Genomic DNA, 24,377 nt, shown 5'->3' on the forward strand with positions numbered 1-24,377 from the left:
TCAGTCGTCCGTTTCACCGGCCTCGTACAGCGCTTCGCGCCCGATCCGGTCGAGGCAGAGCTCAGCGGTCCAGGGCAGCATCAGCGAGCCGCAGCGGCTGTCCCGATAGATCCGCTCCAGCGGCAGCGAGCGAAGCATGGCCTGACCGCCGCAGGTGCGGATCGCGAGCGTGGCGAGCTCATTGGCGCCCTCCATCACCGAATATTGCGCGGCGTAGGCGCGCAGCACCTGCTCCTTGCCCGGATTGGCGCGCGCCTCGGTCACGGCCTGGAACCAGATTGCCTTGATCTGCTCCAGCCTGATCTGCATCTGCGCCACCGCGATCTGCTTGGTCGGGTACATCCGCCGCTTGACCGACGGCATGCCCGGGACCTCGCCGCGCAAGTAACGCACGGTGAAGTCGTAGGCGGCTTGCGCCAGGCCCATATAGGTCGGCGACAGCGTCAGGAACATGTGCGGCCAGCGCTGAGCTGCCTGGAAATACACGCCGCGCGGCATCAGCGCCGAATCTTCCGGAACGAACACATCCTTGAACAGCAGCGTCCGCGAAACCGTGCCGCGCATGCCCAGCGGATCCCATTCACCGACGACCGAGACGCCTTCTGATTTGGCTGATATCGCCAGGTAAAGCGTGTTGCGGCGCGACGCCTTCTCGCCTTGCTCCATCTCGGTGCAAAGCACGCCGTAATAGTCGGCGTGGCCCGAGAGCGATGCAAAGATCTTCTTGCCGTTGACGATCCAGCCACCCGCGACCGGCCTTGCTTCGGTGCCAAAAGCAACGCCGCCCGCAGCGGCAGCTCCACCTTCGGAGAAGGGTTGCGAATAGATCGCCCCGTCCTCGACGATGCGCTTGTAGTGCACCGCGCGCCGCCGCTCGTGCTCGGCACGGGTGTCCGCGTCCATGTCCAGATCGTCGGCGAGCGGACCCGACCACAGGGTCGAGCAGACATGCATGTTCCAGGTCAGCGCGGTGGCGCCGCAATAGCGGCCGATCTCGGCCGCCGCCAGGGCATAGGTCTGGTAATTCGCGCCGAGGCCGCCGTGCTTCTTTGGCACGGCAATGCCGAGCAGGCCGACGCGATGCAAATCGCAGTAATTTTCGGTCGGGAAGGTCGCCTCGCGATCGTAAGTGGCGGCGCGACCGGCAAAGACGGTCTGGCCGATCTCTCTCGCGCGGGTGATGATGCCGGCCTGCTCGTCGCTCAGGCTGAATGCGACAGGATCGAAGATCGGCGCATCCAGCGCGACCTTGTTGGTCGCGCCAATCGTCTTGCTGACTTGCATGGTCATCGCGCAGTTACCTTAGGCTTTGGTCGCGAGAGAGTTCAGGAACCGGCCGAGAGCTTCGTCGAAGGCCTCGGGGCGTTCGAGATTGGCGAGATGGCCGACGCCAGGCAGCTCGACATATTCGGCCCCCGGGATATAGGTCGCCGTCTTTGCCATCATCGGCGCGGGCGCGTTGTTGTCCTTTGAGCCGGACAGCAACAGCGTGGGAACGGAGATATTTCCGAGCGTGCTGCGTTGATCGAAGCCGATGAGAGCCAGCATCATGGCGCGATAGCTCGCTTCGGGCACGATCCCCATGCATTCGCGGGCAACCTCCATCCCGTTCGGATCGGGATCGTCGCCGACGAGCTCCTTCACCAGGGAGGGGGCCAGCGACTTCATCGTCTCCCCGCGATCAAGCGGTCCCAGTCGCGCTGCGATGAATGATTTCTGCCAGTCGCCGTCCGCCTTTCCGAACGCAGGGCTGGTCTGCGCCAGCACGACTGCGCGTGCCAGCTTGGGGGATTGAACCAGCCACTTCTGAACGATCATGCCGCCGATGGAATGGCCGACCAGAACAGGTCTGCTGACGCCGAGTTGCTCGATGAACTGCTGGAGCGCCTCCGCCAGGGCAGCGATACTGACGCTCGCAAGCGGCGCCGATCCTCCATAACCGGGCATGTCCCATGCGATCGCGCGGAAGCGGTCGCCAAATGTCGCAAGCTGCCGCCGCCACGCCCGCGCCGCGCCGCCGATGCCGTGCAGGAAGATCAGCGGTATCGCGTCCGGATCGCCCGCGGCTTCATAGGCGAAGCGTCCGTCCTTTGTTATCATTGGCACAGGCTGCGACACGCGACATCCTTCTGCTGGGCCCCTCGATGCTAACAGGCCTTTCGGAGATGGAAAGCGATAATTTTATACTTAAAGCAATTTTCGGGCCGTCGCTCATGCTGCATCATTCCCCGACCAAGCGCCGCTTTCGTTGCAAAAACTTGAAGGTTAAAATATATCGAACACTGGTCACGATATCCGAGGGAGCCAGCGCATGTCCGGATTGCCGCATTCGCCGCACGCGCTGGTCACCGGAGGCGGGCGCGGCATCGGCCGCGCGATCGCGTCCGCTCTCGTCGGCGCCGGTGCGACCGTGACCGTGCTTGGCCGGAACGCGGCGGTTCTCGACGAGGCGGTCAATGCAGGCGCCGCGCACTTTGCGGCTGTCGCTGATGTCTCGAACGAAGCGTCTCTGAAAGCCGCGATCGCCGGGGCAAGTGCGCGCAAGCCGATCGACATCCTGATTGCCAACTCGGGCAGCGCTGAATCGGCGCCGTTCGCGAAATCGGACAGCGCGCTCTTCAGCCGGATGATGGATGTCAATTTCATGGGCGTCGTGCATGCCGTCCAGGCCGTGCTGCCGGGCATGAAGGATCGTCCCTACGGCCGCATCGTCGCGGTAGCGTCCACCGCAGGCCTCAAGGGCTACGCCTATGTCAGCGCATATGCAGCGGCCAAGCACGCCGTCATCGGCCTCGTGCGTTCCCTTGCTCTCGAGATGGCCGGAAGCAACGTCACCGTGAACGCGGTGTGTCCCGGCTTCACCGACACCGACCTCGTCGCCGGGAGCATCGACAACATCGTGAAGAAGACGGGCCGGACCCGCGAGCAGGCAATTGCCGAGCTCGCGAAGCACAATCCGCAAGGGCGCCTGGTTACGCCTCAGGAGGTCGCAGACGCGGTTCTCTGGCTGTGCGGGGAGGGCGCGAGCTCGATCACCGGACAGGCGATCGCAGTGGCCGGTGGCGAAGTCTAGCCTGCCTGGCAGGCGCGGAAAAAGAAAGCCAAGGAGATCCCATGAGCAGACCAGCCAATCCCGTTACCGTGCCGCTTGCGGATTACTCACCGCAGCATTTCCTGCTCGCCGCGGTCGACGGCGTTGCGACGGTCACGCTCAACCGTCCCGAACGAAAGAATCCGCTGACGTTCGAGAGCTATCGGGAACTGACCGACTTCTTCCGCGCCTGCGCCTTCGACGACGCGGTCAAGTCCATCGTCGTGACGGGTGCCGGCGGCAATTTCTCGTCCGGCGGCGACGTGTTCGAGATCATCGGCCCGCTGGTGAAGATGGACACCAAGGGTCTGACCGCCTTCACGCGCATGACCGGCGACCTCGTCAAGGCGATGCGGGCCTGTCCGCAGCCGATCGTAGCCGCGGTCGAAGGTATCTGTGCCGGGGCCGGAGCGATCATCGCGATGGCGTCTGATATGCGCCTTGCGGCGAGCGGGGCCAAGGTGGCGTTCCTGTTCAACAAGGTGGGGTTGGCCGGCTGCGACATGGGCGCTTGCGCCATCCTGCCGCGGATCATCGGGCAGTCCCGCGCCTCCGAGCTGCTCTACACCGGCCGGTTCATGACGGCGGAAGAGGGCGAGCGCTGGGGCTTCTTCAGCCGCATCGTCACGCCAGAGCAGGTGCTGCCCCAGGCGCAGGTTCTGGCCAAGCAGGTCGCGGAAGGCCCGACCTTCGCCAACACCATGACCAAGCGGATGCTGGCCATGGAATGGGCGATGTCGGTGGAGGAGGCGATCGAGGCGGAGGCCGTGGCTCAAGCCCTGTGCATGACAACGGCGGATTTCGAGCGCGCCTTCGAGGCTTTCGCCAGCAAGGTCAAACCGGTCTTCAGGGGCGACTGAGCCGGTCGTAATTATCTGCAGCCAATCCAGCGAGGGGACTTGCGGGGGATTATTTTAGGTTTAAAATAATTTCATTGCCGCCTGCGTGAGATGAAGCTCGCCAATCGCGCGATGATGTCGCCGATGCGCATGTATTCGGGTTCCGCAACAGCGTGCGCGACCGGCAGGATCTTGAGGAGCTGAGAATTAAGGCTAAGCCCAAGACCAGGGCGGAGCTCAAGGCGGAGGCGACAAAGCCGCTTGCGGCGGAGTGACCGCCCGTGCGACCTTAACCCATTGCCTGCGGTTCGAGTGGAGTTAGGGCGATGAAGGCGATTATCGTCGGTGGCGGTATCGGTGGTCTCACGACGGCTTTGATGTTCCGCTCGCGCGGCCTGGATTGCGAGATCTTCGAGCAGGCCGACACAATTCGCGAGCTCGGCGTCGGCATCAACACGCTACCGCACGCGATGCGGGAGTTAGCCGGGCTTGGCCTGCTGCAGAAGCTCGACGAGGTCGCGATCCGCACCGATCAGCTCTATTATCTCAGCCGCCATGGCCAGGAGGTCTGGCGCGAAGCTCGCGGCATCGACGCCGGCCACGACGTGCCGCAATTCTCGATCCATCGCGGCCGCCTTCAGGGCGTCATCCACCGTGCCGTAGAGGAGCGGTTGGGCCGTGAGGCGATTCACACCGGCTGCCGGCTCGGCGCCTTCTCGCAGGACGAGGGCGGCGTCACCGCTTACTTCTTCGATCGCGCCGGCGCCCATGTCCACACCGCGCGCGGCGATATCCTGATCGGCGCCGACGGCATTCACTCGCGCGTCCGCGAGACGCTGTTTCCGAACGAAGGGCCGCCGTGCTGGAATGGCCTCATGCTGTGGCGCGGTGCCCGCGACTGGCCGCTGTTCCTCACCGGAAAATCGATGATCGTGGCCGGCGGTCTCAATGCCAAGGTGGTGATCTATCCCATCGCGGAAGGATCGAGCCCGGCGAGCCGCCTGACCAATTGGGCGGTGCTGGTAAAAGTGGGCGAGGGCAACGCGCCGCCGCCGCGGAAGGAAGACTGGTCGCGGCCGGGCCGCCGCGAGGAGCTGATGCCGCACGTGGCGCGCTTCTCGGTGCCCTATATCGACGTGAAGAGCCTGATCTCGGCAACGCCCGAATTCTACGAATATCCGACCTGCGATCGCGATCCCTTGCCCTATTGGTCATCGGGCAGGGTCACGCTGCTCGGCGATGCCGCGCATCCGATGTATCCGGTGGGGTCGAACGGCGCCTCGCAGGCTATTCTCGACGCGCGCTGTCTTGCGGATGTGCTGGTGCGCGCCGAACACCCGCGTCAGGCCTTGCTCGAATACGAGAAGAAGCGTCTGCCGATGACGGCCGAAATCGTCCGCTCCAACCGGCGCGGCGGGCCGGAGGGCGTTATCGACGCCGTCGAGCAGCTCGCGCCCGACGGCTTCGACAATGTCGACAACGTCCTAAGCTATTCCCAGCGCGAGGCCATCGTGCGCGGCTATGCCACCAAGGCAGGTTTCGCCGCGGTGCCCGGACTCGCGGCGGTGCGCGCCTGAAGCGCTCCGCTAGCCGCCGGGCGGCGGCGGCAGGAAGTGGATGTTGAACTCGGCGGCCATCGCCACGACGTCCTCGGGCTTCTGCTCCTTCATGTTGTGGAGACCCCAGAACAGGTCGAACAGCTTGCGGCTCGGCGAGACCCAGAACAGCACCTTGGCGGTCTGCTCCGACTTGTTGAAGATGCCGTGCGGCACGCCCATGCCGAGGCGGATCAGGTCGCCTGCACTGGCCTGCGCCTCCGAATTGCCCAGCATGAAATCGAGCTTGCCCTCCAGCATATAGAGATACTCATCCTGGTCGGGGTGAATGTGCGGCGGCACGAAGGTGCCCGGCGGTAGCGTCGCGTGCCAGGAGAAGCTGTTCTCCGCGTAGCTCTTCGGCACGTAGATCTGGCCGAGGATGTTCCAGGAAATGCCCTGGATTCCTTCATTGGCCCGCGTGATGCCGGTGATTTCGCTCTTCATTGCAGTCCTCCCGTAGCGCGCTGCGCGGCTATTGTCAGAGCATGATCTTCATCGGAAAACCGCTGCGCACTTTGCGCTAGTGCGGCCCTTCGGGTCCGGATCATGCTCAGTTCGACGCCTTGCAGTCCTTGGCATAGCGGTCGCCGTAATTTTCGAAGACCTTCTGCACGATCTCGGTCTGGAACTTGCCGTCCGGACGCTTGGCGACCTTGGTCAGGTAGAAATCCTGGATCGGATAATTGTTGTTGTTGAACTTGAAGGCCCCGCGCAGCGAGGTGAAGTCGGCCTTCTTCAACGCGGCGCCAACGGCCTCCTTGTTGGAGAGATTGCCCTTCACGGCCTTGACTGCGCTGTCGATCAGCATCGCGGCATCATAGGCCTGGAAGGCGTAGGTGCCGGGAACGCTGTTGTAGGCGGCCTCATAGGCGGCAACGAACTTCTTGTTCTGGGGATTGTCGAGATTGGGCGCCCAGTTCGCGCCACCGAACATGCCCACCGCCGCATCCTGCTGTGCCGGCAGGGTCGATTCATCGACCGTGAAGGCCGAGAGCACCGGAATAGTATCGGCGAGCCCGGCCTGCCGGTACTGCTTGACGAGATTGACGCCGAGGCCGCCCGGCATGAATGTGAACAGTGCATCGGGCTTCTGCGAGGAAATCTTGGAGAGCTCTGGCTGGAAATCCAACGTGTTCAGCGGCATGTAGGACTCTTCGACGATCTCGCCCTTGTAGTCCAGCTTGAAGCCCGCCACCGAATCCTTGCCAGCCTGATAGTTCGGCACCATCAGGTACATCCGCTTGTAGCCGCGGTCCTGCGCGACCTTGCCGAGGATCTCGTGCACCTGATCGTTCTGATACGAGGTCACATAGAAGAACGGGTTGCAATCCTTGCCGGCGAAGGTCGACGGACCGGCATTGGGGCTGATCAGGAAGGTTTTCGACTCCGTGATGGGCCGGTGGATGGCCTGCAGGATGTTGGAGAAGATCGGCCCGACCACGAAGTCGACCTTCTCACGTTCCAGAAGGCCCTTCACCTTGGTCACCGCAGCATCCGGCTTCAGCTCATCGTCGACGACGACGACCTCGACATCGCGGCCACCCATCTTGCTGCCGAGATCCTTCACGGCGAGGGCGAAGCCGTCGCGAACCTGCTGGCCCAGCGCTGCGGCGGGCCCCGACAGGGTCACGATCACACCCAGCTTGATTTTTTCCTGGGCGAGGGCAGGGGTCACCACGGTGCCGAGTAGCATCGCAGCTGCGGCCAAGGTCATTTTCGTCTTCATGATCTGTCCCTCGTGACGATTGGCTTGCGCTGCAAGCCACGTACTCCAATCCAAAGCTTATGCCGATGACGGCGGCCGCGGCAAGCCGAGCGCGGGGCGTCGCATCCTGCGGGCAGCGATGCATGCAAGCTGCGCGCCAATTATTTGAAGCCTAAAGAAATTGGCGTGCGGTCGATTGTTGCAGCTTTGGACTTGCGGCCGGCTCGGATTTATTTGAAGCTCAAAACGTTGGGGAATCCGTGCCCGCGCCATGGCCGGCCGTGAGTGACTGCATCGACATGCTCGATTCCGAGACCAAGGTTGTCGAAACACCGGAGGACCACGCCGAAGAGCTTCGGCTGTGGCTGCGGCTCCTGACCTGCACGACGCTGATCGAGGGCGAGGTGCGCGGCCGGCTGCGGCAGCGGTTCGACGTCACGTTGCCGCGTTTCGACCTGATGGCACAGCTCGACAAGGCGCCTGACGGCATGACCCTGTCAGATGTCTCCAAGCGCATGATGGTCTCGAACGGCAATGTGACCGGGCTCGTGGAGCGCCTGGTGGAATCAGGCCATCTCGACCGGCGGACCTCGGACACCGATCGCCGCGTCCAGGTGATCCGGCTGACAAAGCTTGGGCGTGCCGAGTTCCGCAGGATGGCCGCCGAGCACGAGACCTGGATCGCCGATCTGTTCGCCGATCTCTCCCCGAAGGACGTGCGCGAATTGATGCGCCTCCTCGCCAAGACCAAGGCGTCCGCGCAGAAATCGGCCGCCCGCCGCCGGCCGTAGCCTACGGGCGCGACAGCCCGACACCCTTTGCCGCATGAAAAAGCACGGGATGCCCAAAATCCCCTATTGCGCCGAATTGTTTTAAGCCTAAAATGTTTTCCAGATCGTGCTGCCGGGTGCAATCCATGCTGAAAGGAGCGTGCGATGGCCAACGCCGCCAAGATTCAAGGGACGGGCTCGTCTGACGGCAGCGCCGCGACGGCCCATGTCGATACGTTCGCACGGCAACATCTGCCGCCGCGCGAGCTCTGGCCCGAATTCATCTTCACGCGGCCGGAGCTGAACTATCCGCCGCGACTGAACTGCGTCAGCGATTTCCTCGATCGCTGGGTCGAGCAGGGCCATGGCGATGCCCCTTGCGTCATCAGCCCGGCCGTCAGCTACACCTATCGCGAGCTGCAGGCGCTGGTGAACCGCATCGCCAATGTGCTGGTTGGCAAGCTCGGTCTCGTCAGCGGCGGGCGTGTGCTGCTGCGCTCGGCCAACAATCCGATGATGGTTGCGACCTATCTCGCGGTGATCAAGGCCGGTGGAATCTGCGTGGCGACGATGCCGCTGCTGCGCGCCAAGGAGCTGTCCTATCCGATCCAGAAGGCGGAGATCACGCTGGCGCTATGCGATGGAAAGCTCGCCGAGGAGATGGAGAAGGCGAAGGCTGCGGCACCGGGCCTCGAGCGGGCCGTCTATTGGGGCAATGGCGCGGCGGATTCGCTCGAAGCGCTGATCGCCGATGCCAGTCCGGAGTTCGAGGCGGTCGATACCGCCGCCGACGACATCTGCCTGATCGCCTTCACCTCGGGCACGACCGGCGATCCCAAGGGCACCATGCATTTCCACCGCGACATGCTCGCGGTCTGTGACGGCTATGCGCGCAACATTCTGCGCGCCGAGCAAAACGATCGCTTTATCGGCTCGGCGCCGCTCGCCTTCACCTTCGGCTTCGGCGGCGTGCTGTTTCCGATGCATATCGGCGCCTCCTTCGTCGTGCTGGAGAAGACGACGCCGGACGACATTCTGAATGCGATCGAGCAGTACAAGACCACGGTCTGCTTCACGGCGCCGACCGCATACCGCGCCATGCTTGGCAAGCTCGCAGGCCGCGACATTTCTTCGCTCCGCAAATGCGTCTCCGCGGGCGAGACCCTTCCCAAGCCGACATTCGATGCCTGGCTCAAGGCGACCGGGATCAAGCTGATGGACGGCATCGGCTCGACCGAGATGCTGCACATCTTCATCAGCGCGACCGAGGACGAGATCCGCCCCGGCGCCACCGGCAAGCCCGTGCCGGGCTATGAAGCCAAGATCGTCGATGACGAGGGCCGCGACGTGCCGCCCGGAACGATGGGCTTTCTCGCCGTGCGCGGGCCGACCGGCTGCCGCTATCTGGCCGACGAGCGGCAGCGGAAATACGTCCAGAACGGCTGGAACATCACCGGCGACACCTATTTGATGGATCGCGACGGCTATTTCTGGTACCAGTCGCGCTCCGACGACATGATCGTGTCGGCCGGCTACAACATCGCAGGAACTGACGTCGAAGCGGCGCTGCTTACGCATCCGGCGGTCGCCGAATGCGGTGTGGTCGGTGCGCCCGACGAGGCGCGCGGCATGATCGTCAAGGCCTATGTCATTGCCGCGCCCGGCGTGACCCCTGACGCTCAGCTCGTGGCCGAGTTGCAGGAGCACGTCAAACGCGAGATCGCGCCGTATAAATATCCGCGCGCCATCGAGTTCGTCGCGCAATTGCCGAAGACCGAGACCGGCAAGCTGAAGCGCTTTGCCCTGCGGCAGCTGGCGCAGGCTGCAGTGACGTCCTCAGGCGTCGCCGCGGAATGAGAGAAGGATAGAGAATTGTCTGTGACGACGCCGAAAAGCCCGCAACTCGCGGTCTTGCCGACCGCAGCCGAGGATGGAACGCGCACCAAGGCGCAGATCCTGCAGCCGTCAGGCTGGCCGCTGCCGAAGGGCTATGCCAACGGCATGGCTGCCGAAGGACGCATCGTCGTCACCGGCGGGGTGATCGGCTGGGACGCCGAGGAGCGCCTCGCCGATGGCTTCGTTGCGCAGGTGCGCCAGACCCTGGACAACATCGCAGCGATCCTGGCCGAGGCCGGTGCCCGGCCCGAGCACCTCGTGCGCCTGACCTGGTACGTCGTCGACATGGACGAGTATCTGGCCAATCTGAAGGAGCTCGGCAGGATCTACCGCGACGTCTTCGGAACGCACTATCCAGCGATGGCCTTGGTTCAGGTCGTCCGCCTCGTCGAGAAGGCGGCGCGCGTCGAGATCGAAGCCACCGCCGTCATTCCGAGCTGAACTCCGCGGCAATCAGCTCGCTTTGGCGAGCTCGTCGTCTTCGGGCGAGTTGAGATAGACGCCGGATATGGTGTCGACCCAGCAGAGATGATCGTGCACCTTCTTCACGCCCTCGACGTTCTCCGCGGCGACGATCGCGGCCTGCCGTGCCCGCTCTTCGGTGATGACGCCGCTGAGATGAACGATACCGTCGCGCACGATGACGTTCAGCCCGAACGGGCACCAGTCGTTATTCTCCATGGTGTCGATGATGCGGCTGCGAATGTGGTCGTCGTCCGCGGTCGGATCCGGCACTTCGCGGGCGAGCCCGGCCACGGCCTGTAACAGGTTGGCGCGGGACACGATTCCGACGACCTTGTCGCCGCGCACCACCGGCAGCCGCTTGACATTGTTTCGCTCCATGAGGTCGACGATCTCCGCAAGCGCCGTATCCTCGGTGATGGTCACGGGCGAGTCGGTCATCACTTCCGAGATCTTGCGGCCGTGCTCATGGACGAAGTCGCTGGCGGATTTGCCCGGACCGAGGATGAACCGCAGCCAGCGCCCGCGCTTGCGCCCGGTGCCGATCTCGCTGCGGCGGATGAAATCTCCTTCCGACACCACGCCCACCAGCTTGCCGGTAGCGTCGACCACCGTGAGGCCGCTCACATGTCGCTTCAGCATGATATTAGCCGCCTCGACGATGCTGGTGTCGGGGGTAACCGAGATGACCGACCGGGTCATGATCTGGTGGGCGCGCATGGACAACTCCGCTGGCATGTCAATTTCAACGGACAAAGCCTAGTGAGTCCATCGGGGTGCGGTTTGACTCAGGTCAAGCGGACAAAGCTTGCCTTGATTGACCGATTTTGATCCGTGCCGCGATTTGATGCAGCTCAACGCGCACCGGAAGCGTCGCCATATCCTGCCGCAGGCGTAGAACAGAAGCCCGCAGGAACAATGAGCCATGAGCGTCGTAAAAATATTTCCACGGGCCGAAGCGCCGCTGCAAGCTCCCGCTACCAGGCCGGCTGCCGGGATTCACGAAAGGGTCGCAGGCACGCCGGCTGACTGCACTTGCCCGCAAACAACGGATTCGTATCCACTCGATCGCGCGTTTCATGCCATGCTGGCGCGGTTCACGGGCGGAATCTCGCCTGTGGCCTTGTCGCTCGCCTGGCTCGATTGGGGCGCGCATCTTGCGGCGGCGCCTCAGCACCAGATGGAGCTCTTCCGCAATATCTTCCGCGACTCAGGCCGCTTCCTGGAAGCTGCCGCTCACGCGACATCCAAAGAACCATGGTCCGTCATTCGGCCGCAGGCGCGGGATCGCCGCTTCAAGGACCGGCAATGGGAAGCCGCGCCGTTCAATCTGCTTGCGCAGGCGTTTCTGCTCACCGAGCGCTGGTGGCACGATGCCACGACCGGCATACGCGGCGTGTCGCACGCAAATGAGGGCATCGTCGAGTTCTCGATGCGCCAGATGCTCGACATGCTGGCGCCCTCGAACTTCGCCGCCACCAATCCGCAGGTGCTGGAAAAAGCGTTCCAAAGCGGCGGGGAGAACTTCGTGTTCGGCTGGCAGAACTGGTGCAGCGACCTGATGCGCCTGCTCTCCGGCTCGAAGCTGGCCGGCGAGGATCAGTTCGTCGTTGGCAAGACGGTGGCGGCTTCGCCCGGCAAGGTCGTCTACCGCAACAGCCTGATCGAGCTGATCCAGTACCATCCGACGACTGCGCAGGTGCGGCCGGAGCCGATTCTGATCGTGCCGGCCTGGATCATGAAGTACTACATCCTCGATCTGTCGCCGCAGAATTCCCTGGTCAAATACCTGACCGCTCAGGGCTTCACCGTCTTCGCGATCTCCTGGCGCAATCCGGATGCGAACGATCGGGATGTTGCCTTCGACGACTACCGCAAGCTGGGCGTGATGGCCGCGCTGGACATGATCGGGCAGATCGTGCCGGGCCGGAAGATCCATGCGCTCGGCTATTGCCTTGGCGGGACGTTGCTGTCGATAGCCGCGGCGGCCATGGCGCGGGACGGCGATAGCCGTCTCGGCACCGTCACGCTTCTCGCGGCGCAAACCGATTTCACCGAGGCCGGCGAATTAACGCTGTTCATCAACGAGAGCCAGGTTGCCTTTCTCGAAGACATGATGTGGCAGCGCGGCTATCTCGACACGACACAGATGGCGGGCGCGTTCCAGCTCCTGCGCTCCAACGAGCTGATCTGGTCGCGGCTCTCGCGTGATTATCTGATGGGCGACGGCTCGCCACCGAGCGACCTGATGGCCTGGAATGCCGACGCCACGCGGCTACCCTATCGCATGCACTCGGAGTATCTGCGCAAGCTGTTCCTGAACGACGATCTGGCGGAAGGTCGCTATCGGGTCGAATGCCGGAGCGTCTCGCTGTCCGACATTCATACCCCGATGTTCGTGGTCGGCACGCTCGCCGATCACGTGGCGCCCTGGCGATCCGTCTACAAGATCCATTATCAGGTCGATGCCGACGTGACGTTCCTGTTGACCAGCGGCGGTCACAATGCCGGTGTCGTGGCGCCTCCGCAGGAGGAGGGCCACTTCTATCAGGTGCTGACCAAGGCTGCCGATGCGCCTTATGTCGGTGCCGACGAATGGCTGAAGCTGGCGCCGCGCGTCGAGGGCTCATGGTGGCCGGAATGGACCAATTGGCTGGCGGCACGTTCCGGCGCCCCCTGCGATCCGCCGCAGATCGGACTTGGCGACGCCCTCGGCCTGCCGGATGCGCCGGGGGACTACGTCCACACCTAGGCCTCCGGCTCCGATCTCGGCGCGAGATCCGAAGAGCGGAACGGTTTGGCCTTGTCCAATTTGCGATAGGCCGTTGACGCCTTCCGCAACAACTTCTTCTCGCGTTTGCGGTTGAGGAAGCGACGGCTGGCATCGATTCCGGCGCCATTCAACGAGGCCGCCAGTGCCTGTCCGCGCGCATCGTCGTTCAATTGACCGAGCGAGCGTTGTGCCTTGCGCAATTGCTTGAGGATGGACTTCTGTTTCGTCGCCACCCCATCGGCGAACAGATCCGCAAGCGATTCGACCGAGTAGGTCATCCGCTTGTTGAGGAGCCGCAGCTTGTGACGTCTCTCGACATCGAGCTTCTTCAGCTTACGGGCCTTCTTGAGCAGCGTCGTCTCCCACTCGGTCAGCCGCTCCGTCGCATGGTCGGCGAGGGTGCAGCGGCGCAACCGGATCGCTTCCTTGCTGCGGCGGGTCGACCAGGGGCCGCTTTCGATCCACGTCGAGGTTTGCTCGACCAGGCGGCGATACCGCGCCGATTGCAGCGCACGCGCCAGCAGCCGATGGCTCTCCGCGCGTTTCTCGTCCCAGCGCTGAAGCTCGGCGACCACGGCGAGCTCGTCGCTACTCTCTGCGACGATCCGCTCGATGGCCACGTCGAGGTCCCGCACCATGCCGAGCTGACTGTTCAACCATTTCAGTTCGGCCCAGACTTCCGGTCGCACGTTATCGTCGACCATCGGCGAGAAGAAGCGGATGGCAGTCCGCAGATGCGTCAGTGCGATCCGGATCTGGTGCAGCGCATCCGGATCGCCGCGGCAGGTGCCGTCGTGCTGAGCGATCACCGCGCCGAGGTGTCGGCGGGCGATGATGCGGAAGGCCGTGTCGCAGGCCATGCCGGGGCTGAGGCGGGCGGGCAGGACATTGCGCCGCGTTGCCGGCTTGGCATGCGTATTTGCCGTCGAGCGCGTGGTGGGTCGCGACTTCCTTGCCCGCATCAGTCTGATTGCCTTGTTTGCCCCTCAGCGATGACGTTCCGGCAGTTCTGAAGCGTCTGCTCTTGTGTCCCGGATGCATCGATCGTCGCCCAGCCGACATGGCCGATATTATAGTGCTCCTGCAGCGCGGCAACCTCCGGCGTGGCGTCCGATGCGTCTCCCCGGCGGTTGCCGATGCGCGCTTGCCGGGTTGCAAGGTCTGCGACCAGGAACAGCCCGTTCAACGTCACATTGCACTCGCGCGCCAGCGCCGCGATCGCATCGCGTTCGTCCTCGCGCGCGAATACGCCGTCGACGATCGCCGAATGGCCCTGCGCCAGCACCCGGCGGGCCTGCTGCACCAGCGTGTCATAGGCGCGGGCCGTGACCTCCGGCGTATAGGCTGAAGGCGGCAGGCGGTGGGTGTCCTCGACCCCGAACATCTGCTTGCGGACGAGATCGCTGCGCAGCACGACGGCGCCCGGCTCCGGTGCCACGACCGGCGCGAGCGCGTGCGCCAGGGCGGTCTTTCCGGTGCCGGACAGTCCGCCGACCGCAATCAGACGCGGAGCAGGAGGACGGATCAGCGTCCCGGCGAGGTCGAAATAACGCCGTGCCTGGTCGACGATGCCGGGATCGTCGGAGTGCGGCGGCTTCAGTCGCGCCAGCGCCACCTGGGCGCGGATCGCCGCCCGGATGGACAGGAACAGCGGCAGGGTCGAGAGCGCATCGAGATTGTCGGCCGGAGTCGCGGCGAGATAGCGGTTCAGCACCATGTTTGCCGCGCTCGGCTGGTGGTGCTGCAACAGGTCCATCAGCGTGAATGCGAGATCGTAGAGCACGTCGATCGTCGCCATCTGCACGTCGAACTCGATCGCGTCGAACAGCACGGGGCGATCATCGATCATGACGATGTTTGCCAGATGCAGATCGCCATGGCAGCGGCGCACGAAGCCCCGGCGGCCGCGCTCTGCGAGCAGGGGACGAATACGCAGATAGGCCGCATCCGAAGCCTTCCCGAGTCGCTCGATCGCGTCTGCGCTGAAGTGGCCACCGGCCCGCAGACCATTCGTGTTGCCGTCGATCAGGGCCGGAATGGAGGAGACCCATGCCTTTCCGTCGGCGCGCGTCGCCGCCGCATGCGAAGCGGCGATTGCGTCAGCGGCGGCCGAGGCAAGCTTCGCGTCCAGCGGTCCCGCCTCGGCCAGATGATCCAACGTCCTGCTTTCGTCGAAGCGCGACATGTCGACCGCATACTCGATCGGCCGGCCGGCGCCCTCGACCTTCACCGATCCATCCGGCTCTTCCGTGATCGCCACAACGCCATGATAGATCTGCGGCGCCAGGGGCCGGTTGATCCGGATCTCCTCCTCGCAGGCCGCCTTGCGCTTTTCGAGCGTCGAATAGTCGAGGAAGGGAAACCGGACGGCGCGCTTGATCTTCAGCGCACGCTGTGCGTCCAGGAACACCGAGGCGGCATGCGTGTCGATGCGCATCACGCCGGGATGGTCGGTCAGCATCCGAAAGATGCGCTCCTGAGCCGCCGTGTCATCCTTCATCGAAGCGGACATGGCAAGCACCATCAGGGCGTCAGCACGGCCGCGCCGAGGATCTGGCCATTCCGCAGCATGGTCAGCACCTCATTGGCCTGATCGAGCGGAAACGCCGTCGTCTCGGTCCGCACGCCGGCTTGCGGCGCGACCTTGAGAAAATCGAGGCCATCCTGCCGGGTCAGGTTGGCGACCGAGACCAGCTGCCGTTCCTGCCACAGCAGATCATACGGAAAGCTTGGAATGTCGCTCATGTGGATGCCGGCGCAGACGACGCGACCACCTTTGCGCACGGCGCGCAACGCCGCCGGGACCAGCTCGCCGGTTGGCGCGTAGATGATCGCGGCGTCGAGCGGCTCGTCGGGCACCTGGTCCGATGACCCCGCCCAGACAGCGCCGAGACGGCGGGCAAGATCTTGTGCAGCGGCATCGCCGGCCCGCGTGAATGCATGGACGGAGCGTCCCTGCCAAGCCGCGACTTGCGCAATGATGTGGCCGGCCGCGCCGAAGCCATAGAGACCGAGCCTCTCGGCGGGGCCGGCCAGGACCAGCGAGCGCCAGCCGATCAACCCCGCGCACAGCAGGGGCGCAATCTCCACGTCGCTGCCGGACTCGCCGAGCGGAAAAGCGTAACGTGCGTCGGCGATGGTGTGGGTCGCGTAGCCGCCGTCGCGCGTGTAGCCGGTGAACAGCGGTGCATCACAGAGGTTTTCCATACCCTCGCGGCAGAAGCGGCATTTTCCGCAGGTGAAGCCGAGCCAGGGAATGCCGACCCGGTCACCAGGCGCATGTGTCGTCACATTCGCGCCGATGAGGTCGACCCGGCCGACGATCTCGTGGCCAGGCACGATCGGATAGCGGATGCCGGGCAGCTCGGCATCGACGAGATGAAGATCGGTCCGGCATACACCGCAGGCGCTGATCTTCACCCGGATCTGACCCTCGCCCGGCATCGGGTCGGGCCGCTCCTCCATCCGGAGCCGCGCTCGTGGGGCCGGCAACACCATCGCACGCATGTCTGTCTCCGGGGCGAACCGCTCCGACTGAAGTATCCATAGAACGGCCGAGTGGCCAGTCCTTGACGTCAGTCAACGCCTGTTCCCCGGTGATCGGACGGAGTTCCCCCCGGTCTTGACGCGGATCAAGGGTCTCGACGACAGGCCGCTTATCATGGTCGCTCAGGAGAATTCCGATGCCCATCAAGGACGTGTTTCTGCCTCTCGTCGGCCAGCCGCGTGGGCCAGCCCTGGTTGCGATCGAGAAATGCGTTTCTGTCGCCGCCGATCTCGGCGCCAGGATCACCGCGCTCGCGCTCGAGGAAGATGTTTTCGAGCGACCGAAGGTGATGCTGCCTGACGATCGCGAATTCGCGCAGGCTAGCCTCGAGGCGAGCGACATGCAGCAGCTGCTGAATGCCTTTACTAACGCGGCTTGCCGCGCCAACATCCGCGCCCAGAGCCGGTCGGGCAAGGTGCCTGCGGATCAGATCGGAGCGATCCTGGCCGAGCATGCCCGCTTCAGCGACCTCGCGCTGGTTCCCGTGAAACCACACGACAGTCGAACGGAGGCCATTGTGGAGGCGTTGTTGTTCGAATCCGGACGGCCTCTTCTGCTCTGTCCCGAACATCGCGCCGACGAGCTCCGGCCCGAGTTCGAGAACGTCATGATTGCGTGGGATCATTCTGCACGGGCCGCGCGTGCGATCGGCGATGCCTTGCCTGTTCTTCGGGCTGCCAGTTCGGTGCGTGTGCTGACCGTGGCGGAGGACAAAACGGACGCGGTCGTCCGATCCGGAACGGCACTCGTCGACCATTTGCGGGAACACGGCGTCTTTGCCTCGTTCGAAACCACGAAGGTGGGCGGCCGCTCGACCGGCAAAGTATTGGGAAGCTGGGCGAATTCCCATGGCATCGATGCCATCGTGATGGGCGCCTATCATCATTCTCGCCTGAACGAGATCGTGTGGGGCGGTGTGACAAAGACCGTCATTGGCCAGCCACCATGCTGGGTTATGATCTCGCACTAGGCGTCTTCTTCCAGCCGGATCGTCCAATCATCGGAACCGCCGCTGGCGCGGCGCATTTGTTTTCATGTCGACTTATCGTCTGAACAACCTGCTGTCGCCGCGCTCGGTTGCGCTCGTCGGCGCGAGCGCGCGTCCGGCGTCCGTTGGACGCGCGGTCCTGGAAAACATTCGGAAAGCGGGATTCAAGGGGCGGTTTGGCCTCGTCAATCCGCGCCACGCCGAGATCGGCGGCCTCGCCGCGGTGAAGAGCCTGGACAGGCTGGACTTCGTGCCCGAGCTCGTCGTCGTCACCGCGCCCGCGGGCGAGATTCCAGGCATCGTCGAGCAGGCCGGCCGTCGCGGATCTGCGGGTGCGCTGATCGTCTCGGCCGGTCTCGGCCAGGGACCGGGATCGCTGCACGAGGCGACCAGCGCAGCCGCCCGCAAACACGGCATGCGGCTGATCGGGCCGAACTGCCTCGGCATCATGATGCCGGGCGTCAGCCTGAATGCCAGTTTCGCTGCGCACATGCCGGGGTCCGGCAACCTCGCGCTGATCTCGCAATCGGGCGCCATTGCCGCCGGCATGGTGGATTGGGCTGCGCAGCGCGGCGTCGGCTTCTCCGGCATCGTCTCGATCGGCGATCAGATCGACGTTGACATTGCCGATCTGCTCGACCATTTCGCGATGGATCACAAGACCCGCGCGATCCTGCTCTACATCGAGGCGATCAAGGACGCGCGCAAGTTCATGTCGGCGGCGCGCGCGGCCGCGCGGGTGAAGCCCGTCGTCGTGGTGAAGTCCGGCCGCATGGCGCAGGGTGCGAAGGCCGCTGCCACGCATACCGGGGCGCTCGCCGGTGCCGACGCCGTCTATGACGCGGCGTTCCGCCGCGCGGGCGTGCTGCGGGTGTCCGACCTGCGCGAGCTGTTCGACTGTGCCGAGACACTCGGCCGCGTCGAATCGCCGACCGGAAAGCGTCTCGCCATTCTGACCAACGGTGGTGGCATCGGCGTCCTCGCCGTCGATCGATTGGTCGAGCTCGGCGGTATTCCGGCAACCATCTCGACTGACGCGCGCAGGAAGCTTGATGCGGCGCTGCCGCCGACCTGGTCCGGTGCAAACCCCGTCGACATCGTGGGCGACGCCGACGCTGCGCGTTACGCAGCGGCGCTGGAGGAACTGCTGGCCGATCGCGACAACGACGCAGTCCTCGTCCTCAACGTGCAGACCGCGATCGCATCGGCCGCCGAGATCGCCAAGACCGTGACGGAGCTCGTCGCCAAGTATCGCGAGCAGCACCGCCGATGGGCAAAGCCCGTGCTGGCGGCCTGGGTCGGGGCCGATCAGCACATCATCCAGGCACTCTCCAGCGCCGGCGTGCCGAACTATCCGACCGAGGACGACGCCGTGCGCGGCTTCATGCATCTGGTCCGGCACCGGGAAGTCGTGGAGGAGCTGACCCAGGTGCCTCCCGCGATGCCCGATACGTTCGTTCCGGATGCCAGCGAGGCGAGAGAGATCGTCACAGCCGCGATCGCGGACGGCCGCCAGTGGCTCGAACCCGTCGAGATCAAGCACCTGCTCGAAGCCTACGATATCGCGATGGTGCCGACCTGTGCGGCAGCCGATGTCGAGCAGGCGGTAGCCTATGCAAAGGACATCTTCGCGCAAGGCGGCACCGTCGTGCTGAAGATCATGTCGCGGGACATCACCCACAAATCCGATGTCGGTGGCGTCGTGCTCAACCTGACGACGCCGGAGGCCGTGCGCGCGGCGGCGACGGACATACTTGCGCGAGCGCGAAAGCTGCGACCCGAGGCGCGCATCGGCGGCGTCATCGTCCAGGCCATGGTCGTCAAGGCAAAGGCGCGCGAGCTGATCCTCGGCCTTGCCGACGATCCGACCTTCGGCACGGTGGTGGTTTTCGGCCGCGGAGGCACGGCGGTGGAGATCATCAACGACAAGGCGCTGGCGCTGCCGCCGCTCGACCTGCAACTGGCCCGCGATCTGATCGACCGCACGCGCGTGTCGCGGCTGCTGAAGGCCTATCGGGACGTGCCGGCGGTGAAGCACGACGCCGTCGCCATGGTGCTGGTCAAGCTGGCGCAGATGGCGGCCGACATTCCCGAGATCCGCGAATTCGACATCAACCCGCTCCTGGCCGACGAAACCGGCGTGACCGCGGTGGACGCCCGCGTCGCGGTCGGACCGCCACAGCGGAAGTTCGCCGGCTCCGGCCCGGCCAATTTCGCCGTTCGCGCTTATCCGTCGCAATGGGAGCGACGCCTCAAGCTCAAGGAGGACTGGCGCATCTTCGTGCGGCCCATGCGCCCCGAGGACGAGCCGACCATCCACGAATTCCTGCGTCACGTCACGGCGCACGACCTTCGTCTGCGCTTCTTCGCCCCGATGAAGGAGTTCACCCACGAGTTCATCGCACGCCTGACCCAGCTCGACTATGCGCGCGCGATGGCCTTCATCGCATTCGAGGAGGCCAGCGGCGAAATGGTCGGCGTGGTCCGGCTCCATTCCGACTCGATCTACGAGACCGGCGAATACGCGATCCTGCTGCGGTCCGACCTCAAGGGCAGGGGACTCGGCTGGGCCCTCATGCAGCTGATCATCGACTACGCGCGGTCGGAAGGATTGAAGACCATATCGGGCGACGTGCTGCAGGAGAACACAGTGATGCTCGACATGTGCCGGCAGCTCGGCTTCGAGGTCAAGCCGGACCCGGCCGAGCCTGAAATCTGCGACGTCAGGCTCAAGCTCTGAGCGTGTCGGCTACGATTGCGCCTCGGCCGAACTGGCATCATTGGACGACCTGGCCGTCGTCCGCAGAGTCTTGATGATGATCGCGATCAGCGGCAGCAGCACCGGCACGATCGTGCTCAGCGGGTGGTGCACCGCGCCCGACACCTGGGCCTGGAGCGCACGGGCCTCGAGCTGGAGGGCTTCGATGGAGGTGTCGTGAATTTCGTTGGCGAGTTCGATGTCACGCCCCGACGGAGCGCGGCCGGCGATCAGGAAGAGAGCGGCCGCGATGACGAAATTGACGGCGCCGAGGATGGCAGCCGCGGTAATCGCGCTCCAGATCTGCACCAGTGCGAAATAGGCCGACAGCTCCAGCATCAGCAGCCCGAACGCGGCGATCAGCGCCGCGAAGGCACGCAGGCCGAGGCCGATCAGCAAATGGCGCAGCCTGATGTCGGCGATGATCCTGTCGGTGCGCCACAGCACGCGCAGATGTTTGACGACATTCTCGGTATTCACCTAGTGTCTCCTCAGCATGAAGCCGACAACCACGCCCAGCGCGAAGGCAGAGGCGAGCGATGTGATCGGACGCTCCGCAACGAGGCCCTGGAGCGTCTCCCTCTCCTGTTCGACGGTCTCGCCGAGATCGGCGAGTGCGGCCCTGATCTGATCGGCGAGCGCATCAGTGCGAGCTTTCGAGCTCTCGAACATCTCCTCGCCGGCGGTGCTCAACAGGTGCGTGACGTCGACCTTCAGCGTGCGCAATTCCTCGCTCATCCTGTCACTGTCGAACATGGATTTGGTGTCCTCATTAAATTCAAACGAGCCTAAGACCAGCCCGTGCGATCGCGCTTGATTTGCGTCAAGAGGCGGAGCCCGTTCGGGGTCTTGAGACAAGTCAATCCGGCCGCCACATGCTGGCCTAGAAATGCCGGCTGAATGGGGACCGATTGTCCCGATGAGGTGGAAAGCGTGAACCACGAACCGCTGCTGCACGCGACGCCGTCCGGCGACGTGCTGAAATTGCGCCCCGAGGGGCCCTGGACCGCCGCGAACGTGGTGACGCTCGAGACCTTGTCCCGCTCGGTCGGGGCCGACGTCGATCGTTCGCGCGCCGTATCCTTGGACATGTCGGGGATCAGCGCGCTCGATACGCTCGGCGCCTGGGTCCTGGAGAAGCTGTCGCGCAGGGCCGCCTCGTCAGGCAGGCCAGCCGAATTCGTCGGCGTCGCCGATCATTTCAGCGGGCTGATGGACGAGGTGCGCCAGGTCAACCGCCGCACGCCGGCTCCGGCGGCCGCGCCCAATCCGGTTCTGGCGCGGCTGGGTGATCTCGGCAAGTCCACGGTCGGGGCGCGGGAGGACATCACGATCTTCCTCCAGATGCTCGGCGCGTTGTTCATGGCCGTCATCGGCGTGCTGCGCCGGCCGCGTTCGCTGCGGCTGACCTCTCTGGTGTATCAGCTCTACCGCATCGGATGGCAGGCGATCCCCATCGTCACGCTGATCACCTTCCTGATCGGCGCCATCATCGCGCAGCAGGGCTTCTTCCACTTCCGTAGATTCGGCGCGGAATCATACACGGTCGACATGGTCGGCATCCTGGTGCTGCGCGAGCTCGGCGTGCTGATCGTCGCCATCATGGTCGCGGGACGGTCGGGGAGCGCCTACACGGCCGAGCTCGGCTCGATGAAGATGCGCGAGGAGATCGACGCGCTCTCGACCATGGGGCTCGATCCGGTCGACGTCCTGATCCTGCCGCGCGTTGCGGCCCTGGTCGTTGCGCTGCCCATCCTCACCTTCATCGGATCGATCGCCGCGCTCTATGGCGGCGGGCTGGTCGCGCAGTTCTATGGCGACATGGGGCCGGCGATCTACATCGCGCGCCTGCACGAGGCCATTTCCGTCGCACATTTCGAAGTGGGCATCCTGAAGGCGCCGTTCATGGCGCTGGTGATCGGGATCGTGGCCTGCAGCGAGGGATTGCGCGTCAAGGGCAGCGCGGAGTCGCTGGGGCGGCAGACCACGACGTCGGTGGTGAAATCGATCTTCCTGGTGATCGTGCTCGACGGCCTGTTCGCCGTGTTCTTTGCCTCGATCGGAATGTGACGATGGATCGACCACAAGACGAGTTCGCCATCCGCGTCCGTGACCTCGTGGTCGGCTTCGGCCGTCAAACCGTGCTCGACCATCTGTCGCTCGACGTCCGCCGCGGCGAGATCCTCGGGCTGGTGGGTGCCTCCGGCGGCGGCAAATCGGTCTTGATGCGGACCATCATCGGCCTCATCCCGCGCCGGAGCGGGACCATCGAGGTCATGGGACAACCCGCCGGCGGCCACGGCCGCGGCGCAGCGATGGCCTGGGGCATCCTGTTCCAGCAGGGCGCGCTGTTCTCCTCGCTGACGGTGCGCCAGAACGTCCAGTTTCCCTTGCGCGAAAATCTCGTCCTGTCGCAGGAGCTGATGGACGAGATCGCGATCGCCAAGCTCGAGATGGTCGGCCTGCGTGCGGAGGACGCCGACAAATATCCGGCGGAGCTGTCCGGCGGCATGACCAAGCGCGTGGCGCTGGCGCGCGCGCTCGCGCTCGATCCGCCGATCCTGTTCCTGGACGAGCCGACCTCGGGCCTCGACCCCATCGCCGCCGGCGAGTTCGACGCGCTGATCAAGACGCTGCAAAAGACCCTGGAGCTCACCGTGTTCATGGTGACCCATGACCTTGCGAGCCTGACCACGGTCTGCGACCGCGTCGCCGCGCTCGCCGACGGCAAGATCGTGGCGATCGGCCCGATGCGCGAATTGCTGCAATCCGAGCATCCCTGGGTGCGCGCTTACTTCCACGGCAAGCGCTCGCAGATGCTGCAACACGAGATGAGATGAGAGATGGAAACCCGCGCTCCCTATGTGCTGATCGGCAGTTTCGTGTTGGCCGCGATCGTCGCAGTGTTCGGCTTCGTCTATTGGCTGAACAACACCGGCGGCATCGGCCCGCGCACCAGCTACCACGTGCAATTCCAGGGGCCGGTGCCCGGCCTGCTGGTTGGCGCGGGCGTGCTGTTCAACGGCATTCGGGTCGGAGAGGTCACCCAGCTCGGGCTCGCGCCTGATAACCCGCGCTTCGTCAATGCCACGATCTCGGTTGCCACCGCGACGCCGGTGCGTGCCGACACCAAGGTCGGCCTCGAATTCCAGGGCCTGACCGGCGTTCCCGTGGTGACATTGGAGGGGGGCGTGATCGTCGCCAAGTCCGGCGAGCTGCCGACCTTGATCGCGGAGGCCGGCGCAGGCCAGAGCATGACGCAGGCGGCGCGCGATGCGCTGCGGCGGGTCGACACGGTGCTTCAGGACAATTCCGGCCCGCTGAAGGACACCATTGCCAATTTCAAGACCTTCTCCGACGGGCTCGCGCGCAACACCGGCAAGATCGACGGCATCCTGGCAGGCCTCGACAAGATGACCGGCGGTGGTACGCCCGCGCAGAAGGTCACCTACGACCTGCGCACGCCGCAGAATCTCGGGCCGGCCGGCAAGACGCTATCGGCCTCACTGGCCATTCCCGAGCCGACGGCGGTGGCGATGCTGCAGACCCAGCGCATGCTGTTCGCGCCTAGCGGCGACAGGCCGGGCTTTGCGGACTTCCTCTGGGCTGACAGCATTCCGAAACTGGTGCAGGCGCGCCTGATCGACAGTTTCGAGAACTACGACATCGCCCACGCCCCGCTGCGCACGACGGATCTCGGGCCGGCGGACTACCAGCTCCTGCTCGACATCCGGCGCTTTCGGATCGCGACGGATGGGGAGGCTCGGGCCGAGATCGGACTGTCGGCTCGGATCGTCGACAAGAATGGCAAGGTGATCGCATCGCGGCTCATCGAGGCCAGCGAAAAGCTCGACAAGGTCGAACCGGCCGCTTCAGTCGCCGCCTTCGATGCCGCCTTCGCGCGCATCGCCAAGGAGCTGATCGGATGGACCGTGCAGGCGGTGTGAGGG

22 protein-coding genes are annotated in these 24,377 nt (G+C 64.7%); 12 read left to right on the plus strand and 10 right to left on the minus strand.

Features of this window, described 5'->3' with window-relative positions; all coding sequences use genetic code 11:
* A complete protein-coding gene (locus tag I6F33_RS33340) occupies positions 1 to 1,290 on the minus strand; it encodes an acyl-CoA dehydrogenase family protein (protein ID WP_225145351.1) in 1,290 nt (429 codons plus the stop codon).
* Between the two features lie 12 nt (positions 1,291 to 1,302).
* A complete protein-coding gene (locus tag I6F33_RS33345) occupies positions 1,303 to 2,100 on the minus strand; it encodes an alpha/beta fold hydrolase (protein ID WP_225145352.1) in 798 nt (265 codons plus the stop codon).
* 211 nt (positions 2,101 to 2,311) lie between these two features.
* Here I6F33_RS33345 and I6F33_RS33350 point away from each other — a divergent pair, with 211 nt between their 5' ends.
* The 3 genes from I6F33_RS33350 (at position 2,312) to I6F33_RS33360 (ending at position 5,507) form a co-directional block, all read left to right on the plus strand.
* The gene (locus I6F33_RS33350; protein WP_225145353.1) at positions 2,312 to 3,073 is read left to right on the plus strand and encodes an SDR family NAD(P)-dependent oxidoreductase; all 762 of its coding nucleotides are present in this window, start codon (positions 2,312 to 2,314) and stop codon (positions 3,071 to 3,073) included.
* Between the two features lie 41 nt (positions 3,074 to 3,114).
* The gene (locus I6F33_RS33355; RefSeq protein ID WP_036028952.1) at positions 3,115 to 3,951 is read left to right on the plus strand and encodes an enoyl-CoA hydratase family protein; all 837 of its coding nucleotides are present in this window, start codon (positions 3,115 to 3,117) and stop codon (positions 3,949 to 3,951) included.
* A gap of 305 nt (positions 3,952 to 4,256) precedes the next feature.
* On the plus strand, positions 4,257 to 5,507 hold the full coding sequence (locus tag I6F33_RS33360; protein WP_225145354.1) for a flavin-dependent oxidoreductase: 1,251 nt from the start codon (positions 4,257 to 4,259) through the stop codon (positions 5,505 to 5,507).
* A gap of 9 nt (positions 5,508 to 5,516) precedes the next feature.
* Here I6F33_RS33360 and I6F33_RS33365 read toward each other — a convergent pair whose 3' ends face one another.
* Positions 5,517 to 5,972 carry a cupin domain-containing protein gene (locus tag I6F33_RS33365; RefSeq protein WP_225145355.1) on the minus strand — a complete coding sequence of 152 codons (456 nt, stop codon included), beginning with the start codon at positions 5,970 to 5,972 and terminating at the stop codon, positions 5,517 to 5,519.
* Between the two features lie 106 nt (positions 5,973 to 6,078).
* On the minus strand, positions 6,079 to 7,254 hold the full coding sequence (locus tag I6F33_RS33370) for an ABC transporter substrate-binding protein (protein ID WP_225145356.1): 1,176 nt from the start codon (positions 7,252 to 7,254) through the stop codon (positions 6,079 to 6,081).
* Between the two features lie 278 nt (positions 7,255 to 7,532).
* On the opposite strand from I6F33_RS33370, the gene I6F33_RS33375 reads away from it, so the two are divergent.
* The 3 genes from I6F33_RS33375 (at position 7,533) to I6F33_RS33385 (ending at position 10,340) form a co-directional block, all read left to right on the plus strand.
* Positions 7,533 to 8,024 (plus strand): MarR family winged helix-turn-helix transcriptional regulator, encoded by a 492-nt coding sequence (locus I6F33_RS33375; protein WP_036007554.1) that lies wholly within the window; start codon positions 7,533 to 7,535, stop codon positions 8,022 to 8,024.
* 144 nt (positions 8,025 to 8,168) lie between these two features.
* Positions 8,169 to 9,860: a benzoate-CoA ligase family protein gene (locus I6F33_RS33380; protein WP_225145357.1), complete on the plus strand. Its 1,692-nt coding sequence runs from the start codon at positions 8,169 to 8,171 to the stop codon at positions 9,858 to 9,860.
* Positions 9,861 to 9,875: 15 nt separating this feature from the next.
* Positions 9,876 to 10,340 (plus strand): RidA family protein, encoded by a 465-nt coding sequence (locus I6F33_RS33385; protein WP_192893131.1) that lies wholly within the window; start codon positions 9,876 to 9,878, stop codon positions 10,338 to 10,340.
* 12 nt (positions 10,341 to 10,352) lie between these two features.
* Here I6F33_RS33385 and I6F33_RS33390 read toward each other — a convergent pair whose 3' ends face one another.
* A complete protein-coding gene (locus I6F33_RS33390; protein ID WP_225133157.1) occupies positions 10,353 to 11,081 on the minus strand; it encodes a CBS domain-containing protein in 729 nt (242 codons plus the stop codon).
* Positions 11,082 to 11,286: 205 nt separating this feature from the next.
* Between I6F33_RS33390 and I6F33_RS33395 the strand changes: the two genes are divergently transcribed.
* On the plus strand, positions 11,287 to 13,113 hold the full coding sequence (locus tag I6F33_RS33395; RefSeq protein ID WP_225145358.1) for an alpha/beta hydrolase: 1,827 nt from the start codon (positions 11,287 to 11,289) through the stop codon (positions 13,111 to 13,113).
* Here I6F33_RS33395 and I6F33_RS33400 read toward each other — a convergent pair.
* From I6F33_RS33400 to I6F33_RS33410, 3 genes are read right to left on the minus strand one after another with little or no spacing between them, the layout of a single operon-like run.
* A complete protein-coding gene (locus tag I6F33_RS33400) occupies positions 13,110 to 14,096 on the minus strand; it encodes a CHAD domain-containing protein (protein ID WP_225133155.1) in 987 nt (328 codons plus the stop codon). The genes I6F33_RS33395 and I6F33_RS33400 overlap by 4 nt on opposite strands.
* Positions 14,096 to 15,634, minus strand: coding sequence for a bifunctional aminoglycoside phosphotransferase/ATP-binding protein (locus tag I6F33_RS33405; RefSeq protein ID WP_225145376.1), 1,539 nt, complete (start codon positions 15,632 to 15,634; stop codon positions 14,096 to 14,098). Before I6F33_RS33405 ends, I6F33_RS33400 begins: the two co-directional genes overlap by 1 nt.
* Positions 15,635 to 15,657: 23 nt before the next feature.
* The gene (locus I6F33_RS33410; protein ID WP_225145359.1) at positions 15,658 to 16,641 is read right to left on the minus strand and encodes a zinc-dependent alcohol dehydrogenase family protein; all 984 of its coding nucleotides are present in this window, start codon (positions 16,639 to 16,641) and stop codon (positions 15,658 to 15,660) included.
* Between the two features lie 176 nt (positions 16,642 to 16,817).
* Here I6F33_RS33410 and I6F33_RS33415 point away from each other — a divergent pair, with 176 nt between their 5' ends.
* Both I6F33_RS33415 and I6F33_RS33420 read left to right on the plus strand, forming a co-directional pair.
* Positions 16,818 to 17,651, plus strand: coding sequence for a universal stress protein (locus I6F33_RS33415; RefSeq protein ID WP_225145360.1), 834 nt, complete (start codon positions 16,818 to 16,820; stop codon positions 17,649 to 17,651).
* A gap of 64 nt (positions 17,652 to 17,715) precedes the next feature.
* Complete coding sequence (locus I6F33_RS33420; protein WP_225145361.1) at positions 17,716 to 20,409, plus strand: bifunctional acetate--CoA ligase family protein/GNAT family N-acetyltransferase; 2,694 nt, start codon at positions 17,716 to 17,718, stop codon at positions 20,407 to 20,409.
* Positions 20,410 to 20,418: 9 nt separating this feature from the next.
* Here I6F33_RS33420 and I6F33_RS33425 read toward each other — a convergent pair whose 3' ends face one another.
* On the minus strand, positions 20,419 to 20,907 hold the full coding sequence (locus I6F33_RS33425) for a phage holin family protein (protein ID WP_036007507.1): 489 nt from the start codon (positions 20,905 to 20,907) through the stop codon (positions 20,419 to 20,421).
* Positions 20,908 to 21,183, minus strand: a complete 276-nt coding sequence (locus I6F33_RS33430) for a hypothetical protein (RefSeq protein ID WP_225145362.1) — start codon at positions 21,181 to 21,183, stop codon at positions 20,908 to 20,910.
* Positions 21,184 to 21,360: 177 nt separating this feature from the next.
* Here I6F33_RS33430 and I6F33_RS33435 point away from each other — a divergent pair, with 177 nt between their 5' ends.
* Genes I6F33_RS33435 through I6F33_RS33445 form a run of 3 tightly spaced genes read left to right on the plus strand, consistent with a single transcriptional unit; the run spans position 21,361 to position 24,374 of the window.
* Positions 21,361 to 22,497, plus strand: a complete 1,137-nt coding sequence (locus I6F33_RS33435) for an ABC transporter permease (RefSeq protein WP_225133150.1) — start codon at positions 21,361 to 21,363, stop codon at positions 22,495 to 22,497.
* Positions 22,498 to 22,499: 2 nt separating this feature from the next.
* Positions 22,500 to 23,267, plus strand: a complete 768-nt coding sequence (locus tag I6F33_RS33440) for an ABC transporter ATP-binding protein (RefSeq protein ID WP_225145363.1) — start codon at positions 22,500 to 22,502, stop codon at positions 23,265 to 23,267.
* 3 nt (positions 23,268 to 23,270) lie between these two features.
* Positions 23,271 to 24,374 carry an MlaD family protein gene (locus I6F33_RS33445; protein WP_109143025.1) on the plus strand — a complete coding sequence of 368 codons (1,104 nt, stop codon included), beginning with the start codon at positions 23,271 to 23,273 and terminating at the stop codon, positions 24,372 to 24,374.
* The last annotated feature ends 3 nt before the right edge of the window (positions 24,375 to 24,377 follow it).

This window comes from Bradyrhizobium sp. BRP20, from assembly GCF_020194215.1.
Lineage (GTDB): Bacteria > Pseudomonadota > Alphaproteobacteria > Rhizobiales > Xanthobacteraceae > Bradyrhizobium > Bradyrhizobium yuanmingense.

Bases quoted from the DNA above. Each gene is read 5' to 3' on its own strand.
- I6F33_RS33340 (WP_225145351.1), bottom strand. From the start codon at position 1,290: ATGACCATGCAAGTCAGCAAGACGATTGGCGCGACCAACAAGGTCGCG.
- I6F33_RS33415 (WP_225145360.1), top strand. From the start codon at position 16,818: ATGCCCATCAAGGACGTGTTTCTGCCTCTCGTCGGCCAGCCGCGTGGG.
- I6F33_RS33410 (WP_225145359.1), bottom strand. From the start codon at position 16,641: ATGCGTGCGATGGTGTTGCCGGCCCCACGAGCGCGGCTCCGGATGGAG.
- I6F33_RS33365 (WP_225145355.1), bottom strand. From the start codon at position 5,972: ATGAAGAGCGAAATCACCGGCATCACGCGGGCCAATGAAGGAATCCAG.
- I6F33_RS33395 (WP_225145358.1), top strand. From the start codon at position 11,287: ATGAGCGTCGTAAAAATATTTCCACGGGCCGAAGCGCCGCTGCAAGCT.
- I6F33_RS33430 (WP_225145362.1), bottom strand. From the start codon at position 21,183: ATGTTCGACAGTGACAGGATGAGCGAGGAATTGCGCACGCTGAAGGTC.
- I6F33_RS33370 (WP_225145356.1), bottom strand. From the start codon at position 7,254: ATGAAGACGAAAATGACCTTGGCCGCAGCTGCGATGCTACTCGGCACC.
- I6F33_RS33355 (WP_036028952.1), top strand. From the start codon at position 3,115: ATGAGCAGACCAGCCAATCCCGTTACCGTGCCGCTTGCGGATTACTCA.
- I6F33_RS33345 (WP_225145352.1), bottom strand. From the start codon at position 2,100: ATGATAACAAAGGACGGACGCTTCGCCTATGAAGCCGCGGGCGATCCG.
- I6F33_RS33360 (WP_225145354.1), top strand. From the start codon at position 4,257: ATGAAGGCGATTATCGTCGGTGGCGGTATCGGTGGTCTCACGACGGCT.
- I6F33_RS33445 (WP_109143025.1), top strand. From the start codon at position 23,271: ATGGAAACCCGCGCTCCCTATGTGCTGATCGGCAGTTTCGTGTTGGCC.
- I6F33_RS33350 (WP_225145353.1), top strand. From the start codon at position 2,312: ATGTCCGGATTGCCGCATTCGCCGCACGCGCTGGTCACCGGAGGCGGG.
- I6F33_RS33380 (WP_225145357.1), top strand. From the start codon at position 8,169: ATGGCCAACGCCGCCAAGATTCAAGGGACGGGCTCGTCTGACGGCAGC.
- I6F33_RS33405 (WP_225145376.1), bottom strand. From the start codon at position 15,634: ATGAAGGATGACACGGCGGCTCAGGAGCGCATCTTTCGGATGCTGACC.
- I6F33_RS33440 (WP_225145363.1), top strand. From the start codon at position 22,500: ATGGATCGACCACAAGACGAGTTCGCCATCCGCGTCCGTGACCTCGTG.
- I6F33_RS33390 (WP_225133157.1), bottom strand. From the start codon at position 11,081: ATGCGCGCCCACCAGATCATGACCCGGTCGGTCATCTCGGTTACCCCC.
- I6F33_RS33400 (WP_225133155.1), bottom strand. From the start codon at position 14,096: ATGCGGGCAAGGAAGTCGCGACCCACCACGCGCTCGACGGCAAATACG.
- I6F33_RS33375 (WP_036007554.1), top strand. From the start codon at position 7,533: ATGCTCGATTCCGAGACCAAGGTTGTCGAAACACCGGAGGACCACGCC.
- I6F33_RS33420 (WP_225145361.1), top strand. From the start codon at position 17,716: ATGTCGACTTATCGTCTGAACAACCTGCTGTCGCCGCGCTCGGTTGCG.